The 16,783-nt window shown below is 41.2% G+C and carries 12 protein-coding genes, 1 pseudogene and 1 riboswitch; all 13 genes and pseudogenes read left to right on the top strand.

Features of this window, described 5'->3' with window-relative positions; all coding sequences use genetic code 11:
* The first annotated feature begins 1 nt into the window (after position 1).
* The 13 genes and pseudogenes from cas2 (at position 2) to DTOX_RS14340 (ending at position 16,776) form a co-directional block, all read left to right on the top strand.
* Positions 2 to 280: a CRISPR-associated endonuclease Cas2 gene (cas2, locus tag DTOX_RS14400; RefSeq protein WP_015758419.1), complete on the top strand. Its 279-nt coding sequence runs from the start codon at positions 2 to 4 to the stop codon at positions 278 to 280.
* A gap of 608 nt (positions 281 to 888) precedes the next feature.
* The gene (gene cas6, locus DTOX_RS14395; protein WP_015758418.1) at positions 889 to 1,710 is read left to right on the top strand and encodes a CRISPR-associated endoribonuclease Cas6; all 822 of its coding nucleotides are present in this window, start codon (positions 889 to 891) and stop codon (positions 1,708 to 1,710) included.
* A gap of 711 nt (positions 1,711 to 2,421) precedes the next feature.
* Positions 2,422 to 3,693 (top strand): TIGR02710 family CRISPR-associated CARF protein, encoded by a 1,272-nt coding sequence (locus DTOX_RS14390; RefSeq protein ID WP_015758417.1) that lies wholly within the window; start codon positions 2,422 to 2,424, stop codon positions 3,691 to 3,693.
* A 49-nt stretch (positions 3,694 to 3,742) separates the two neighbouring features.
* Positions 3,743 to 5,917: a hypothetical protein gene (locus DTOX_RS14385; protein ID WP_015758416.1), complete on the top strand. Its 2,175-nt coding sequence runs from the start codon at positions 3,743 to 3,745 to the stop codon at positions 5,915 to 5,917.
* Between the two features lie 544 nt (positions 5,918 to 6,461).
* The gene (locus DTOX_RS14380; protein WP_015758414.1) at positions 6,462 to 7,643 is read left to right on the top strand and encodes an AAA family ATPase; all 1,182 of its coding nucleotides are present in this window, start codon (positions 6,462 to 6,464) and stop codon (positions 7,641 to 7,643) included.
* Positions 7,640 to 8,218: a DUF4276 family protein gene (locus DTOX_RS14375; protein ID WP_015758413.1), complete on the top strand. Its 579-nt coding sequence runs from the start codon at positions 7,640 to 7,642 to the stop codon at positions 8,216 to 8,218. The genes DTOX_RS14380 and DTOX_RS14375 overlap by 4 nt, the downstream gene beginning before the upstream one ends.
* Positions 8,219 to 8,538: 320 nt before the next feature.
* Entirely contained in the window at positions 8,539 to 10,113 is a 1,575-nt protein-coding gene (locus DTOX_RS14370) for a recombinase family protein (protein ID WP_015758412.1), read from the top strand.
* A gap of 19 nt (positions 10,114 to 10,132) precedes the next feature.
* A pseudogene (locus tag DTOX_RS14365) lies at positions 10,133 to 10,618 on the top strand (manganese catalase family protein); the annotation flags it as partial.
* 385 nt (positions 10,619 to 11,003) lie between these two features.
* Positions 11,004 to 11,136: riboswitch (cyclic di-AMP (ydaO/yuaA leader) on the top strand.
* Complete coding sequence (locus DTOX_RS14360) at positions 11,137 to 11,763, top strand: C40 family peptidase (protein WP_015758411.1); 627 nt, start codon at positions 11,137 to 11,139, stop codon at positions 11,761 to 11,763.
* Between the two features lie 297 nt (positions 11,764 to 12,060).
* Positions 12,061 to 12,258: a cold shock domain-containing protein gene (locus tag DTOX_RS14355; protein WP_015758410.1), complete on the top strand. Its 198-nt coding sequence runs from the start codon at positions 12,061 to 12,063 to the stop codon at positions 12,256 to 12,258.
* A 312-nt stretch (positions 12,259 to 12,570) separates the two neighbouring features.
* Entirely contained in the window at positions 12,571 to 13,734 is a 1,164-nt protein-coding gene (locus tag DTOX_RS14350) for an iron-containing alcohol dehydrogenase (protein WP_015758409.1), read from the top strand.
* 188 nt (positions 13,735 to 13,922) lie between these two features.
* Entirely contained in the window at positions 13,923 to 15,089 is a 1,167-nt protein-coding gene (locus DTOX_RS14345) for an iron-containing alcohol dehydrogenase (protein ID WP_015758408.1), read from the top strand.
* Between the two features lie 13 nt (positions 15,090 to 15,102).
* Positions 15,103 to 16,776, top strand: coding sequence for an ATP-binding protein (locus DTOX_RS14340; protein ID WP_015758407.1), 1,674 nt, complete (start codon positions 15,103 to 15,105; stop codon positions 16,774 to 16,776).
* The last annotated feature ends 7 nt before the right edge of the window (positions 16,777 to 16,783 follow it).

Raw genomic sequence — 16,783 nt, 5'->3', positions numbered from 1 at the left:
GATGAAGCATTTTATAATAACCTATGACATCAAGGATGATAAAAGGCGCAGCGCAATATATAAAACTTTGCGTAATTATGCAATCCCTGTTCAGCTCAGTGTATTTGAAGCTTGTTTAAAAGAAGAAAATTATATAATGTTGCGCTACAAACTGGAGCGATTAATGAGAAAAAATGAAGACAGTATTATATTTTATCGCCAGTGTAGTCGATGTGAGGAAGATATTATACGTTTGGGTGCAAGTCCGGAACCGTTTAGCGATGGCATATATATAGTGTAAAATAATGATCATCGTTGTTATGCAAATAATCGGGTGGTTGCTCAATATTATAAAAAGGTGCGGAATCTGTTAAGGCTCTCGTCAAAAAACAAAATAATTCTCATAGGGAATTGAATATAGTCTTACAGATATTTTTATCTGTTTTCTTGGTGTCAAAATACACTTGCCCCAAGTGATTGGCAGTGGTTTTGAAAAAAAGAATTAAAAACCGGAGTGTCATAGGCCTCTGGTTTTTATATTTCAGTGTCTTTCATATCTCTAAGGCTTTCTTCTGCAATTTTACCGGAAACTTTTTTTCCTGCTCTCCAGTCTATAATTTTAAAAGGGTAACTTATTTACTCTAAAACCTGTGATGCCGGCGGAATTGTTGAAGAATATGCAGTTTTTTGCAGGATAATGTAACAATGCAGTAGAACTTATACTTATACCATATAATACAATTGAGGAGGGAGACAGGCCAAAGTTGCCACTGGGTTGGGCTGTCTTGGAGTTGTGTTCAGATGAAAAGTGAAGAAATAATGCTTAAGTCAAATGAACAAATTAATACGTGACGCTATTAACAACACTATATGTAAAATATTTATGAATAACAATGGAGGAAAATATTTTTGTTAGCTAGCTGTGTTGTTTTTCTAAAAGTTAACAGGGAGGTGCTGGTACCACCCTCAATGGGACAGGTGTTGCATGCTTTCTTCCTGGATAGGGTCAGGCTCCTGAACCCGGATTTAGCAGGTCAGCTGCACAGCCCCACACCTTTAAAACCTTTTAGTGTCTCACCTCTTTTGGGCAGGGTTATCTATGAAGATAACAGGTGGAGATTGTTCCCCGGGGAGGCTTATGCCTTTCGTGTAACTTCTATAGATCCCGAATTCTCCAGGTGGCTTACTGACAGCTGGGCCCCCTCGCTGTCGGGAGAGATTGGGCTGGCAGGGGCTGGTTTAGAGGTGGCTGGCTGGTCGTTAAACACAGATGCTCACTCTTGGGCAGGCAGCACAAGTTATGAAGAGCTATATAGCAATATTATATCCTGCCCCGGGGCCGGTGACAGGATTACAATAGAATTTTATTCACCAACAACCTTTAGGGCCAGGGGCAGCAATTATCCTTTGCCGGACCCCCAGAAAGTGTTTTTGAATCTGCTGCAGAAATGGAATTATTACTCCCCGATTAACCTGGGTGATAACTTTATTGACTTTATCCGGGAAAACGTTTTCCCCGGCTCGTATAAATTGCAGACCAGGATAATGCACTTTGACAAATACAAGCAGGTGGGCTTTACCGGTACCTGTACCTTTAGGATACGCCGGCAGGAGGAGGATATTATAATAAGCGTACTGCATATGCTGGCGGAATATGCCTTTTATGCCGGAGTGGGATATAAAACTACAATGGGCATGGGGCAGTCGAGGGCGGTGCATATAAGGCGTTAGCTCATACTAGTGATTTCTAGCTAGGCTTATAATGTAAAAGATCGAGCGTCGTTGGTGTGCAAAAAAGCCGGGGGTTGCTCGATCTTGAAAAATTTCTTTAAATATGCGGCTTAGAGGAGTTTACAATGATGATTTATTTGATGTAAAATGGATAAAAATATGAAGTTTTTTAGACGCTCGTAAAATGAATTTACATGCCTTGTATTTCAAGGGTTGTAGAGGGCGGAGTCGTCTGAAAACAGAATAATTCCTGCAGGGAATTAAAGATTAGCAACCACCATTTAGGTTGGTTTTTTTATTATATTAGGAAAATTTTATTTTGCCTGTGCATGATAAAATGAATGTATTTACCAAACATTTAGGTTCATGAAAAATATATCATACTAAACCAATTTATTTAAATATCTATCAGTAATGGTTTAGCGATTAAGTAAAAGAAGAAGATTTTTATAGATGGCAGGTGCAATTAGCCTGAAATGAGACAATTAGTAGGAATGATAGAAAACCCAGAAAATTTAGATATTTAGTAGAAACCCATACATATCCTTTGAAAAATCAGAGATAAACATTTTCTTGATATATGATTTAGTTTTAATGCCCGGTGAGAGCTTTAAAGTGTAAGATAATCTACATGAAGCAGGAGTTTCATTGTTAACATGCAGAAGTTTATCAAGAAATTTAAGTTAAATTATAGATAAAGGGGGCAAGAGTATGGATAAGGTTTTAATTGTTACTGTGGGTGGTTCTATTGAGCCTATATTTACCTCGATTACCCAGAACAAGCCTGATTTTACTTATTTCCTTTGCTCTGATGATACGCAGACGCCAAAAAACAAGGGCAGCTACATAATGGTTAATGAGGGGAAGGATGGGGAAAAACCAATTGCCTTGCGGACAGGCCTGGCCAGTTCAGAATATGAGATTATTAAAATTAAAGAGATTGATAACCTTAATCACTGTTATGTCACCGCTGCTGGAATAATTCAAAGGGTTCGCCTGGAGTACCCTGGCAGCCAGCTGATTATTGACTACACCGGTGGAACGAAATCAATGAGTGCCGGGTTGGCCGCAGCAGCAATGGATGATGGCAGGTGTTTACTCAGTGTTGTTAAGGGAGTCCGGTCTGACCTGGTTAAGGTTCGGGACGGGACCCAACGGGTTAGTAAATATAGTGCTGATTTATATATATACAAAAGGTTTAAGTTGATTAAAGAGCTTTTCAGCAAATATGACTACTCGGGCTGTATAAGCTTAATTCTTGAGCTTACGGACTTCGAGCTGCCTAAGGATATAGAGCCTGAAATTCAAGCCTATGAGGTGATTAGCAAAGGGTTGGATGCCTGGGATAAGTTTGACCATGACAAGGCATATAGCTTTCTTGAATCTTATGCAGCTTATATAAAGGACCATTTTGGATTTTTTATAAATGTCAGGCGAGATAAGGAATCGTATGAATCTGAGGAGGAACTGACAAGAAAGGTAGGCTACAATATAGTTTTTGACCTGCTGCTGAATGCCCAAAGGCGGGCCTTCCGGGGTCAATATGATGATGGCGTGGCCCGCATGTACCGGGCACTGGAAATGCTGGGGCAAATTACCCTGCTGAACAACAGCCCCTCGTTGAAAAGTGGCGACATCCAAGTCGAGCTTTTACCGGAAAGTATACGGGATAAATATGAGGCCATGAGAAACACGCGCAGCGGAAAGATTGAGATCGGGCTCTGGGCAAATTTTGAATTAATTAAGGATCTTAAGGGCCCTATCAGTGAAGTAATTGCTATATACCGTAATCAATTAATCAATGAGACGAAAAAAAGGAACACCTCAATTCTTGCCCATGGCATCACCCCCCTGAGTAAAAAGGACTACGAGGATATGTATGAACCGGTTCAATTACTTATTAATGAGGTCGGTGAGATTCTAAAGCTAAAAGACCGTTATAATGAAGAAATACAATTTCCAAGAGAAATCATTTTTAACTAAATAATTAAAAGATAATTTAATTATTTGTTAATGTCTGGAGGATATATAAATGACCCTTAGTTTTGGCCTTTTTTTAGACGAGAGTGGCGACTTTGCTGACCGGTATTCTGGGGAGAAACGCAATTCACTGGTAGGGGGAGTGCTTGCACCGGCAGGCTTGCTAACAGCAGGCCTGGCAAAGAGTATTTTTGATCGTGCCTTTGATGAGGTTGAGCTGCCCAGACAAAAACTGGTGCATATGACGGATATGCCTGCTGATAAAGTAAGTCCTTTTGTTCTATCAGTTTTTAACCTGCTTAGAGAAAATAATTTGCAGCCTGTGCTAATTGAAAACAATGAGCGGGTACTTATAGTTGATCCGGATGTTACATTTTTAAATATTTTGGCTGAAGGCATTACCCGGCTGTTTGAGCATCTTGGTGCAGTTAATAAAAAGGTGTGTCTCAATGTGCTGGCTGCCAGGCGGCTGGCAGACGATAAAAAGTATCCCGGCTATAAGCGCGTGCTGGCGCAGGAAGAATATAGTTCCCGTCTTAATGAACGGCTGCACTGGTCCTGGGTCCGAAAGGGGCTTATGCAAGGCTACGGCAGCTGGCAGGTTAGCTCCTTTGATATTGGATCTGCCAGAGAAGATGAGAGGCTTATGCTGGCGGACGTAGTCTGTAATGCCTGGTATAACCGGAATAACGAAAAAAGGATTGTCCCCGGTCAGCGAGATCAAATGGAAATACAGGTCGGAAGATTCTACTACACGGTTCTTGAGCACGGCAGCACCGGGGCAGTAGCCCGTCTAATGGGCGAGGGGGCTATTGGAGAGGCTATGTTTGAGACTTTTACATCTCTTCTGGCCCTTGGTTCGACTCAGGTTCATAAGGAGATACTGGGAAAAAAATTAAAAGAACTTCTTCGGGATTGCGTAGACCGGTTAGCCGGCATGTCAAGTTATGGCCGGGCGCACCAGTTGTCCACATTGAGAGAGAGGTTTTATTACCTTGTCCATGTAGAGAGAGACTTGCATCGGGGCCGGCAGTTGCTTGAGTTGGTACAGGAGTTATTAATTCCGCCGTTAAAAGAGAAGTTGCCTGACTCGGAAGGGGCTGCTATTGATGCTTTAGAGTTTGATTTGAGGGTGATTAACCTGGCTATTGCCACCCATCGTGGCAACCTTTCCATGGCGGAGAAGCAGGTACAACATATACGTGGACTGCTGCCGGTTATGGCTTCAAGATGGGAAAACTTGAATGCAATTTCTGAGTTTTTCCTCAGGGAGGCCGTGCACCTTACCAATTCCTACGACTTTTGGGGTACAATTAAGCTGATGAATGTTATGTATAAATTTATAGAGGAAACTATCGAGTTGTTTCCGGTTGCGCTGCCCCAGGTGTTTGGAGAAGGCTTTAAATCAGATTTTAAAGGAAAGGTTCTTGGGTGCCGGCTGCAGGCTTATGCTTTTCTCGGACGCGGTGACCCTGATTACTACCAAAGAGCCAGATATGACTCAGATTTGGCTATCGCAGAGTTTGAAAAATGGGATGACTTAGCCAGGCATTACCTCTATCGCTGCTATATTGAAACAGACAGTGGAAATTATGCTGATGCTTTGGACTGGCTGGCTAAATCTTTGGGCCTGGGCCCTAAGTCTGAAATAAAGATAATAGCAGAAAGTTTATCGGCTGATCCCGAGGGGCAGAAATTATTTTCTCTTATGCACTACAGCCGCCTTATGGCCCGATCCGCTTTGGACGGAGAGGAAAAATTAGCTGGCTTGCTATATAAGGGTTGGACTGAGTATCATTTAGAGAATCATCCATTTTTAGTTTCCGGCAGTGATGAGCACCCCGCTGAAATATTATTCTGGAAGTGGGGCAGCTACCTTCTGGTAAATGGCAGTATTAAAGCAGGTCAGGAAAAACACGCCCGCGCACTTAAAATATGCTTTGCCAGCCAAGAAAATGACACCCTCTATACCATAGGCGTGGGCATACTTGCAGAGCAGGCTGCTATCCTGGCACAGGGCGGAGTTAAGTATAAGAATGAGTATAAGTCAGTGTTAAAGGCTTTGAGAGATAGTCTAAATAAACTTCTTTCCAAAGAGGGGCTGCTAATCTCCCTGACAAATTACTTTGTTCACTGGCCTGCTGCGGTGGAGGAGTTAATCTCAAACCCTGAGCCGGATAAAATTGTACGGCGGATAAGAAAGCTGGCTCATTCAGTTCCGTATTAGATTAATTCAGAGGATTAAAAGTGGAAAAATGTACATTAATCTGAGTGAGTAACGGAAATCTCTATGCCGGTAAAAAAATAAATGTCGTTGGTGCAGCCACCAACATCTATCACCGTAATAATTTAATAATAGTGGATATATGTGGCGGTACCTGCGGCGCACGTTAGCAAGTTCAATAAGATCGGGAGTAAAAGCAGAAAATTCCCTAAAGGATATAATCTGTGAACATCAAGACCGGCACAAATCTCATGAATTGATGGAATCATTGTTGCACCTCCCTTAAAGACGAGATATGATATCTATATAAAAGGGAGAGAATGGTTGCGCCACAATACTACGTAAATTATGCTTGAAGCATGTGAATTGGTGTACGTGCTCACCCATAAAAGAATAAAGAATCGTATCCTTTTGAAATTTTTAGGGCTATTAACATTTTCATTGAAGTGTGTGAACTTAGATCATGCGGGTTTGAAACCGTAAGGATTATGAAAAATAATCATATTAAAAAGGGGTATATTATTTCTAAAAAATGTGGGGAATTATTATGAAAATAGAATCATTGCGTATTAAAAACTACAAAGTTTTTCGTGATGTAAGCATTCGGGATTTACCTAATATGGCTGTTTTTCTTGGGGCTAATGGTTCGGGCAAATCTACCTTGTTTGATGTTTTCGGTTTTTTGCATGACGCTTTAACAGATAACATAAGATCAGCCTTGGTTAAACGCGGGGGGTATAAAGAGGTTGTTTCTCGGGGAGCAAAGGGTCCAATTGAATTTGAGATTAAATTTCGACCCAACCCGGGAGATCCTATTGTTACATATATCTTAGTAATTGAACCGAACAAAAGAGGCATCCCGGTGGTTAAGCGGGAGGTTCTTAAATACAGAAGGGGCCAAAAGGGTCAACCATGGCACTTTTTGGACTTTTGCGAGGGTATTGGGGTGGCTATTGTTAACGAGGATGAATACGTGAAACCAAATGCAGAACCAAAGCGGGAAGAACAACACTTGGATTCGCCTGAAATCTTAGCCATTAAAGGCTTAGGTCAGTTTCAAAAGTTTCCTCAGATCGCTGCTTTTCGTAGATTAATAGAAGGGTGGTATATTTCAGATTTTCATATTCAGGCAGCGCGGGCCAGTCAGGATGCCGGTTATAGTGAGCACCTATCACCCACTGGTGAGAATTTACCGCTGGTTGCTCAATTTATTTATGAACACTACCCAGAAAGTTTTCAGCGTATTTTGCAAAAAATGTCTGAAAGGGTGCCTGGTGTTACCAATGTTCAAGCTACCGAGACAGCAGATGGACGGATCGTTTTACGTTTTCAGGATGGATCTTTTAAAGACCCCTTTGTAGCACGTTTTGTATCAGATGGTACTATTAAGATGTTTGCCTACCTGCTGCTATTAAATGATCCACAGCCACATCCATTGCTTTGTATCGAAGAACCTGAAAACCAACTGCACCCGGAGCTTTTATTCGAGTTATCTGAGGAATTTAGAAGTTATAGTGATAACGGTGGTCAGGTATTTATTTCCACGCATTCACCGGATTTCGTAAATGGAATAGATATATCTGAATTGTTTTGGTTAACAAAGAAAGACGGTTTTAGTATCGTACAGCGGGCAGCTGATAATGAACTTGTACGAAACCTTGTAAATGAAAGGGATTTGCTTGGCTCCCTATGGAAACAGGGGTTCTTTGATGGTGCGGGTCCCAGATGAAGAAAATAGTTTTTCTTTTAGAGGAACCTTCAATGAAAGTTCTTTTGGATAATCTGTTGCCCAGGTTGCTCTCTTCTCTGGAAATCGATACTTCTGAAGTTAGTTTTAAAACTATTCCTCATGAAGGGAAACAGGATTTAGAAAAGTCAATTCCCCGAAAGTTACGAGCTTGGCGGGAACCCGGAGTGAGATTTATTATTGTACGAGATCAAGACGGTGCTGACTGCATTAGATTAAAAAAAAGATTGTATCAGTTGTGTGTAGATGCCGGAAGAGATGATTCGGTTGTAAGAATTGCCTGTAACGAATTAGAGTCATGGTTTTTGGGGGATTTAGGTGCAGTGGCTGCGGCCTATAATAAACCTGAAATTGCACGTCTGAAGAATAAAGCTAAATTTCGAGAGCCGGATAATCTGAGTAATGCAGCTCAGGAATTGAAAAGGCTAATTCCCAGGTACCAAAAACTTAAAGGTGCGAGGCTTATTGCACCTTATATTGATTATCGTAGAAATCACTCTAATAGTTTCCTCATTTTAGTTGAGGGCATTGTACGAGCTATTGGTTCCTGGCGGTAGCGGCTGGCGCAAATTACATTATTACCATTAGTTGTGCTGGTTGTACCAAATATAATATATTGCAACGCCAGTGTTGTTTTGAGGCCAGAAAGAAAAAGGAAGCCATTTGTAAATAAATTCAGGAATGTGTGTTTTTTTTATTTTATAGTGTCTCATAAAATCCTGACTTCGAATATTTTGTACTAAGGAGTGAGGATTATGAAAATAGAAGTTCAGTTAAACGGGGATAAGAAAATAATTATCCCAGAGAAGGTTTATGAGAACTTGCTCAGGTTTTTTATTAAGCTGTCTGCTAAAAAAACAGGGTGAGGGAAGGGAATATGCTGCTTCCTCCTCATGTGTCCGGGCAGAAACTTGGTAAATACCAGGATCTGAAAAGCACCATCGATGAAAAAAATGTTAACATCGGGGGATATATAAGGGTTTCTACAAAAAAAGACGGTCAAAAATCAAGTATTCAAAATCAAGGAAAGCTTCTGCGGCAGTGGGCTGAATTAAACGGGTACAACTTAGTAAAAAACTACACAGATGTAAAGTCAGGAGCTTATACGTATCTCAGAAATGAAATGCAGCTTATGTTTAAAGATGTAGAAGAAGGGAAAATACAAGGTATTGTGGCAAAGGAAATAGCCAGGACTTCCCGTGATGTAATGGATATACTCTCCATTAAACGCACCTTGGCTGATCATGGTGCCTTTTTTTTATCCATTAAAGAAAGCTACGACAGCCGTACAGATGACGACGAGTTTCTCTTGATTATTCATGGCGGATTAGCTCAAAAAGAAAGAAAAACAACTTCCTCGCGTGTAAAAATTACTCAGATTATCAAGGCCAAAGAAGGCAAAACCAATGTATCTGTTCCGGCCTTTGGTTATATGTTGAGTGATGATCGACAATACCTCATAAGAAATCCTGTTACAGCGCCTGTTTTTTGCCAGGTAATTGAATTATTTCTTAGTGGATGGGGACAATTGAAAATAGCCAAATGGCTGAACAAGCAGGGTATACGCACGCGCAGGGGAGGGTTGTGGGGCACCAATTCGGTTAGGACTATCCTGTCTAATCCGGTTTATCTGGGCACAACTATTTATAACGCTACTACTCTTGTCAGAGACAGCAAGGGTCAGCAAAAAAGAGTGGTGCGGCCACGTGAGGAGTGGATTGTCAGGGAAAATACACACGAGCCGTTAATCACTGAAGAAGAGTACAATAAAGTCCAAACGATAATGCGGCAGAGGAGAGAAAAATACAATCATGAATGGTCTTGCGACAGGAAGTATTTGTTATCAAGTATATTGCGCTGCAATGTATGCAAAGGGAAAATATATGGATTTGCGGATAAGCAATGTAGAAGTATAACCTACAAATATCGTTGTCTTGGCGGAAACGGGAAGTGCAATGGAAAAATAAAAATTTGGAATATGAAAAAAATCGATAATACCATATTGGCCTTTATCGCGGAGATTTTTTCTGATCGGGCAAATATGATAAATTTTATTAGAAGAAATGTTGATTTGTTTACAAATGATCTTAGCGAATTAGTTAAAAAGCGTGAAGTCAAAAAAACATTGCTGGAGCAAATAAATAATGCTATAAAAAAACAGCAGTTAGCTTTTGAGCAGGACATTATCACGGTGGCAGAGTATAAAGAGAGAATGGCGGAACTTCGAGATAATAAACTGGCTGCTCAAAAGGAAATAGACAGCTTAAACCGTAAACTGGAACAAATAGATATGATTGAGGAGAAGATTTATAAAGTATATGAGGATATTAAGGCTTTGATCGATAATATTGATAGCCTGCCAATGGAGGAAAAGTTTCAGTTAGTCAATAACTTTACTGATATATTCATAGACGGCAATGGTAATATTGTAGATGTCAGGTTTAATATTTAGGGAATAAAATTATAAGTCGGGCGGGCCCGACGGAGAGTTATCCGCGGCCTTAAGGTATTTAACGCAGCGCTACACCATGCCCACAGCTAAAACCAAGGGTTTGTTAACAGATATAGGTACAGAAGAACTTGCCCACCTTGAGATTATTGCCACTATGGTGTATAAGCTCTTGAAGGGAGCTACACCGGAGGAATTGAGAGCAGTCGATCTAGCCGGCTATTATACCCAGCATGATCACGCGTTATTTTATAATGATGCTAATGGAGTTCCCTGGACTGCTGCGTACATTCAGGCTACCGGTGATCCTATAACTGATTTGCATGAAGATTTAGCTGCCGAGCAAAAAGCCAGAACAACTTACGAGCATTTGATTTGTCTAACAGACGACCGTGACTTAATAGACGGTTTGAGATTTTTAAGGGAAAGAGAAGTAGTTCACTTCCAGCGTTTTGGGGAAGCTTTAAATGATGTGCAGGGATTTGTATACGGCAAGAAAATATTTTAATCCTTTAAGCTGTAAGGATAACCCGGCAGAAATAGTTTTTTGTGAATCAAAGCCAAGTTGCAACTAACCCGTACCATAAAGTTGGTACGGGTTAGTTGCAACTTGGCTTTTGTCAATGAATGAGTGTTTTTGTAAGAAATGTTTTTTAGTCAGCTTATTTTTGAAAAACTTGTCATTAATAGTATGCTGGTGCGCTCTTAGAACTTGTAAAGGCTAATATGGATAAAACATGAATAAGCAGTAATTGGCTCTAAATAGAGGAACTTTTCGATTATAAAAGCCATAAACGACAATATTCGATGCTTAGTTATTTGACTGATTAGGTCAAAAAATGGTACAATGACAAAGGTGTGCACCGATGCCAAGTAATTTAGAAAAAGGAACAGAATAATTTGCACCGAGTTGCTTTTTAAGCAAGCGGGGGAACCAATTTTTGGGGTGAGTTGCTCTTTGCAAGGGGCTATAACTTTCGGTCCTAACCCGTCAGCTAACCTCGTAGGTGTGGAGAGTGAGGCGTTATGTCCAGAGCTAAAATAATGTTTACTTCCCTTGCCCTGGGAATATCTCTTTGTATTTTACCGGGTATTTCTTTTGCGGAAACTTATACAGTTAAGCCGGGAGATACTCTCTGGAAAATTTCCCGGGATTATGGTACTACCGTAAGCAATATTCAATCATTGAACAATCTTAATTCTGCGTTGCTGCACCCGGGACAGCAGCTAGTGATTGGAGGTCAAGGCCAGAGTCCCGCCCAGCCACAGCAGCAGGTATCCAGAGGTTTGGGCCGGGTAAGTACAGTACTAAGTTTTTCAAAATCTCTGCTCGGTGTGCCGTATGTTTCAGGAGGATCGTCGCCAAGTGGTTTTGATTGCTCAGGTTATGTGAAATATGTGTTCGGTCATTTTGGTATAAACTTGCCCAGAACGGCTGGAGAACAGTATAATGCGGGTCTAAAAGTTTCTTCCGCAGAAGCCAGACCCGGTGATCTGGTCGCTTTTAAAACAGGCGGGTATATTTCGCATGTTGGGATATATCTTGGCGATAGTCAATTTATCAGTGCGACATCCAGTAACGGTATTGACATTACTTCTGTACATGGTCCTTATTGGGGCAGCCGTTTTTTAGGATTCAGTCGAATAATGTAGCCCGGTAAAGATTTTTGAGGGAAAGGGAAGATATTTCCAGAGCTATTCAAGAGATTTCTAACCATCTTCAATATAATCATGTAAAAAGACCGGCTTTCCATGTGCACTGGAAAGCCGGTTTTTGTTTTTCTATGCTGATTTGTATAATATAAATATTTTCGGCCATACTTTAATGTAGAATGTTAAAAAGTTGAAAAGAACCGCAAATGGTTATACAGCCTCTTGTTTTACGCTAAGGGCAATGCATAAGGTATTTTTCGCTTTTTAATAAAAAATCATTAAGGAGGCCCTGTAAATATGGAGGGTACAGTTAAGTGGTTTAATGCTGAAAAAGGTTTTGGTTTTATTGAGCAGGAGGGTGGCGGTGATATATTTGTTCACTTTTCTGCTATCCAAGGGGATGGCTTTAAAACCCTGGATGAAGGGCAAAAAGTAAAATTTGAAGTTGTAGAAGGAAACCGCGGTCCTCAGGCAGCTAACGTTAGCCGCATCTAATAAAATAAAAACAGCTTAAAAAAGGCATTTAATGGATAATGCCTTTTTTATTGTCGTTCAAGTGTGGTGCAGTTGGTCCCTGATGATACATGGATTGTTTTAGAATGGAACATAACTATATATAGAATATTGAATAGATTCTATTTTTTTAGGGTAAACATATTATAGCTGCTATTAATATTAATATTATTCAGCTAATTTTAATTTTGGCACAATTGTTGCAATTATATTGTTTATAGCAAATAAGGGTGCCAGATCCCTCTTGCGCAAAAAAACAAGAAAACACAATATATTAAGAGGAGGAGTTTTATTATGGCATTAGGTGAACAGGTTTACGGTTATTTTATTCCTACAGTAAATTTGATGGGCGTAGGATCAGTTAAAGAAGTTAAGAGCCAGGTTAAAGTTCTTGGCGGCAAAAAAGCTCTTATCGTTACTGATGTTGTATTAAATAAAATGGGCATGGCCGAGCAAATTAAGGCTCAGGTAGTTGAAGCCGGAGCGGAAGCTGTTATTTATGACGGTTCAGAACCTAATCCGACTGACAAAAACGTACATGACGGTTTAAAAGTATACCAGGATAATAATTGCGACATGATTATTTCCTTGGGTGGCGGCAGTTCCCATGACTGTGCTAAAGGTATTGGCATTGTGGCTACCAACGGTGGCAATATTAGAGATTATGAAGGCGTGGACAAGTCCGCTAAAGCTATGCCTCCTTTCATTGCTATTAACACCACTGCCGGTACTGCCAGTGAAATGACCCGTTTCTGCATTATTACCGATACTGACCGTCATGTCAAGATGGCTATCGTTGACTGGAGATGTACTCCTAATGTAGCCATTAACGATCCCGTGATGATGGTGGGCATGCCCCCTGCTTTAACAGCCGCAACCGGTATGGATGCTCTTACCCACGCTGTAGAAGCTTATGTATCTATCATTGCTACTCCCGTTACTGACTCGGCAGCTCTCATGGCCATCAAACTTATTTCTGAAAACCTGCGCAATGCAGTAGCTAACGGTCAAAACATGGAAGCCAGAGATAAAATGGCTTATGCGGAATTCCTGGCAGGTATGGCTTTTAACAATGCCAGCCTTGGTTATGTGCATGCTATGGCTCACCAGCTCGGTGGTTTCTATAATCTCCCGCACGGTGTTTGCAATGCTATCCTGCTGCCGCACGTTGAGCGTTTTAACCTGATTGCATGCCCGGAACGTTTTGTTGATATCGCAGTTGCCATGGGTGAAAATGTTGACGGATTATCCGTGCGTGACGCTGCTGATAAGGCTCTCAGTGCTATTGCAAAACTCTCCAGTGATGTTGGAATTCCCAGCGGTTTAACAACCCTTGGTGTTATGGAAAAGGATCTGGAAACCATGGCTCAAAATGCTATGAAGGATGCTTGCAGTTTCACCAACCCGCGTATTGCCACCCTGCAGGATGTAATTGAAATCTATCGCAGCGCTCTGTAAGAAATAGCGAAAACCATCAGCTAACTTAATATATCTATCGAAAGGAGGCTACTTTACTCAGCAGCCTCCTTTCTTATTCTTTATTGGACAATTCTCAATTATATATTTATAATAATAATAGATATAATGACTATATGTTTGGAATATAATACTGTTTTTTACATATTACGCGCTCAGGAGGTGTTGCTGTGTTTGAAGATAAAGTTGTGCATATTACAAAGTTTGTGGCTCCGGAGATTATATTCGGGCTTGGTGCTTTGAGCCAGGTTGGCGACAGCGTACTTCGACTGGGTGCACGCAAGGTATTTGTGGTTACCGATGAGGGTGTCAGCAGTGCCGGTTGGGTGGATACTGCCTTAGATTCATTAAAGGAAGTAGGTATAGAATACGAGTGCTATTCCGATAGTACCAGTAATCCCAAGGATGTTGAAGTAGCCAGCGGTGTAGAGGCCTATCGGCTTGCCGGGTGTGACGCGGTTCTGGCGGTGGGAGGAGGCAGCCCCATTGATGTGGCTAAAGCGGTGGCAGCGGTAGCATCAAATGGCGGCAGGATAAATGATTATGAAGGTGTAAATCGGATTATTCACCCGCTGCCGCCTATGGTGGTAGTCCCTACCACGGCAGGTTCAGGTTCTGAGGTTTCTCAGTTCGCTATGATTGTGGACACTAATCGCAAAGTTAAGATGACAATCATATCCAAATCCTTGGTGCCGGATATAGCTTTAATTGACCCGGTAGTGCTGCAGACCAAGGATGCCGAATTGACTGCTGTAACCGGTATGGATGCTCTTAGCCACGCTATAGAAGCATATACATCCCTGGCTGCCACACCTTTGACAGATGTGCATGCCATAGAAGCGCTGCAAACTATAGCTAATAACCTGCGCAGCTCAGTTGCTTCCAGAACAAATTTGAAAGCCAAATCTGCCATGGCTATGGCCAGCCTGCAGGCCGGACTGGCCTTTTCTAATGCCATATTAGGAGCCACACATGCCATGACCCATCAGGTTGACGGGCTTTTAGACCTGCACCATGGAAAAACAAATGCAGTGCTGCTCCCTTATGTAATGGAATTCAATATGATTGCCAGCACCGATAAATTTGTCAGGATCGCTGAGGCCTTTGGAGAGTGTGTGCGCGGGATGAGTTCTTGGGCGGCGGCTGAAAGGGCAGTTCATGCTGTGAGGCGCTTAACCCGTGATATTGGCATACCAAAAAATCTAACTGCGCTGGGCTTGAATGGTTCATATATTCCTCAGTTAGTAAAGTCCGCCCTAAATGACGCTTGTTTAATTACAAATCCACGTGATGTCGAAGAAGAAGATTTAACAGAAATCTTTCGAAAGGCTTTGTAAGGGGGTTAGGATTTTGTTTGAAAATAAGCGTAAATTGATTGAAAACCTTACAGGAGTAAACTCCTCTAAATTAAATTATTATCTGGAACTAAAAGAAATCAATAAATTAATCGAATTACAAAACAGCAGGTTAGCCATAATCAATCAGCTTGCTAAAGATATAAACATTGATATGTCCTTTACCGATATATTAGACCGGGTATATGATAAACTGCCTGCTGTAATAAAATGTGATTTTCTGGCCATAGCTTTATTGGAGAATGATGAGTTGGTTTTATCTGCGGTATCACCTAAAACAGGATACGTGGGCAAAACTATTCCTGCAAGCTCTGTTTTATGGGAAGTCATAGATACCGGTGAAAACAGAGCTTATGATTTGCCTGAGGCTTATTGTGATTTAGTGCAGGATGGCTTATTATGTGAATGGGATTTAAGATCACTGACGGTTAATCCTTTATTCGTGCAGGGCAAGGTAATAGGGATTTTAATCATCGGGAATCTGGTCTGGCATCATTATTCAGAAGCTGATTTGAGCTTTTCCGCTCAGTTAGCAGATCAATTGGCGGTTTGTATAGCCAATGCCCGTTTGTATAAACAGGTTTTACGTGGCAAAAGTGAGTGGGAAGAGACTTTTTCCGCGGTTAGTGAGCCTATTTTTTTAGTGGATTTGAATTATAATATATTGCGAGGCAACGAGCATTTTACGGATTTTGTTAATAGCCCGGCTGAAATAGAGGGTAAGAAATGTTATGAATTGCTCTGGGGCAAGGCCGCCAAATGTGAAGATTGTTTTTTGGAGACAGTTGTCGGAACCAGTAAAGCGGCCTATTACCAGAAACAACTGGACAGCGGTACTATTTTAGATGTTTTTTGTTACCCTGTGGTTAATGAACATAATGAGATTTATGCGGTTATTCAACAGATTAAAGATGTAACCGAGAGAGAAAAAATGAAAGCTCAACTGGTTCAGTCAGCCAAACTGGCAGCTATAGGTGAAATGGCAGCCGGAGTGGCCCACGAGTTGAATAACCCGATGACCGTGATGATAGGAAATGCTCAGCTTTTATTAAGAGAATTGTATGAAAAAGATGAGGATGACAGCACTTCCGAAATACTGCAGGATATTGTCAGCTGTGGCCTGCGCTGTAAGAAAATAATTCAAAACCTATTGTCCTTTTCACGACAGGATAGCTATCCCTATACATCAACTAATCTTAATGATGTTGTGGAACATGCACTGAGTTTGACAAAATATCAGATCAACAATAATAATATAGATATTACCTTTGCTGCGGCAAAAAATATACCCCCTGTTTTTGCTAACACCCATCAACTGGAGCAGGTAATAATAAACTTTTTGCTTAATGCCCGTGACGCTTTGGATACTGATTTGGGACGAGAGAAATGTGTGGAAATTCTAACCTCTGTACGAGAAGATGAGCTGGGACACAGGTGGGCAATGGTAAGTGTGCGGGATAACGGTCCCGGTATTTTACCGGAGAATTTGACCAAAATCTTTAACCCGTTTTTTACCAGTAAAGAGGCGTCCAAGGGAACAGGCTTGGGTTTATCTGTAAGTCTTGGCATAGCTCAGGCTCATAACGGAACAATTGAAGTAGACAGTGAGACGGGCCGGGGCAGTAAATTCACCCTGGTATTGCCGGTAGAAGAAAACAATACGGAGTAGAGGGGTG

Origin of the sequence: Desulfofarcimen acetoxidans DSM 771, assembly GCF_000024205.1 — a bacterium.
Taxonomy (GTDB): domain Bacteria; phylum Bacillota; class Desulfotomaculia; order Desulfotomaculales; family Desulfofarciminaceae; genus Desulfofarcimen; species Desulfofarcimen acetoxidans.
Note: the sequence above shows the minus strand (reverse complement) of the source record. Positions and strands in the feature narration are given on the sequence as shown.

Coding starts and splice junctions, on each gene's coding strand:
- cas2 (WP_015758419.1), top strand. CDS start 2: ATGAAGCATTTTATAATAACCTATGACATCAAGGATGATAAAAGGCGC.
- DTOX_RS14390 (WP_015758417.1), top strand. CDS start 2,422: ATGGATAAGGTTTTAATTGTTACTGTGGGTGGTTCTATTGAGCCTATA.
- DTOX_RS14385 (WP_015758416.1), top strand. CDS start 3,743: ATGACCCTTAGTTTTGGCCTTTTTTTAGACGAGAGTGGCGACTTTGCT.
- DTOX_RS14380 (WP_015758414.1), top strand. CDS start 6,462: ATGAAAATAGAATCATTGCGTATTAAAAACTACAAAGTTTTTCGTGAT.
- DTOX_RS14375 (WP_015758413.1), top strand. CDS start 7,640: ATGAAGAAAATAGTTTTTCTTTTAGAGGAACCTTCAATGAAAGTTCTT.
- DTOX_RS14370 (WP_015758412.1), top strand. CDS start 8,539: ATGCTGCTTCCTCCTCATGTGTCCGGGCAGAAACTTGGTAAATACCAG.
- DTOX_RS14360 (WP_015758411.1), top strand. CDS start 11,137: ATGTCCAGAGCTAAAATAATGTTTACTTCCCTTGCCCTGGGAATATCT.
- DTOX_RS14355 (WP_015758410.1), top strand. CDS start 12,061: ATGGAGGGTACAGTTAAGTGGTTTAATGCTGAAAAAGGTTTTGGTTTT.
- DTOX_RS14350 (WP_015758409.1), top strand. CDS start 12,571: ATGGCATTAGGTGAACAGGTTTACGGTTATTTTATTCCTACAGTAAAT.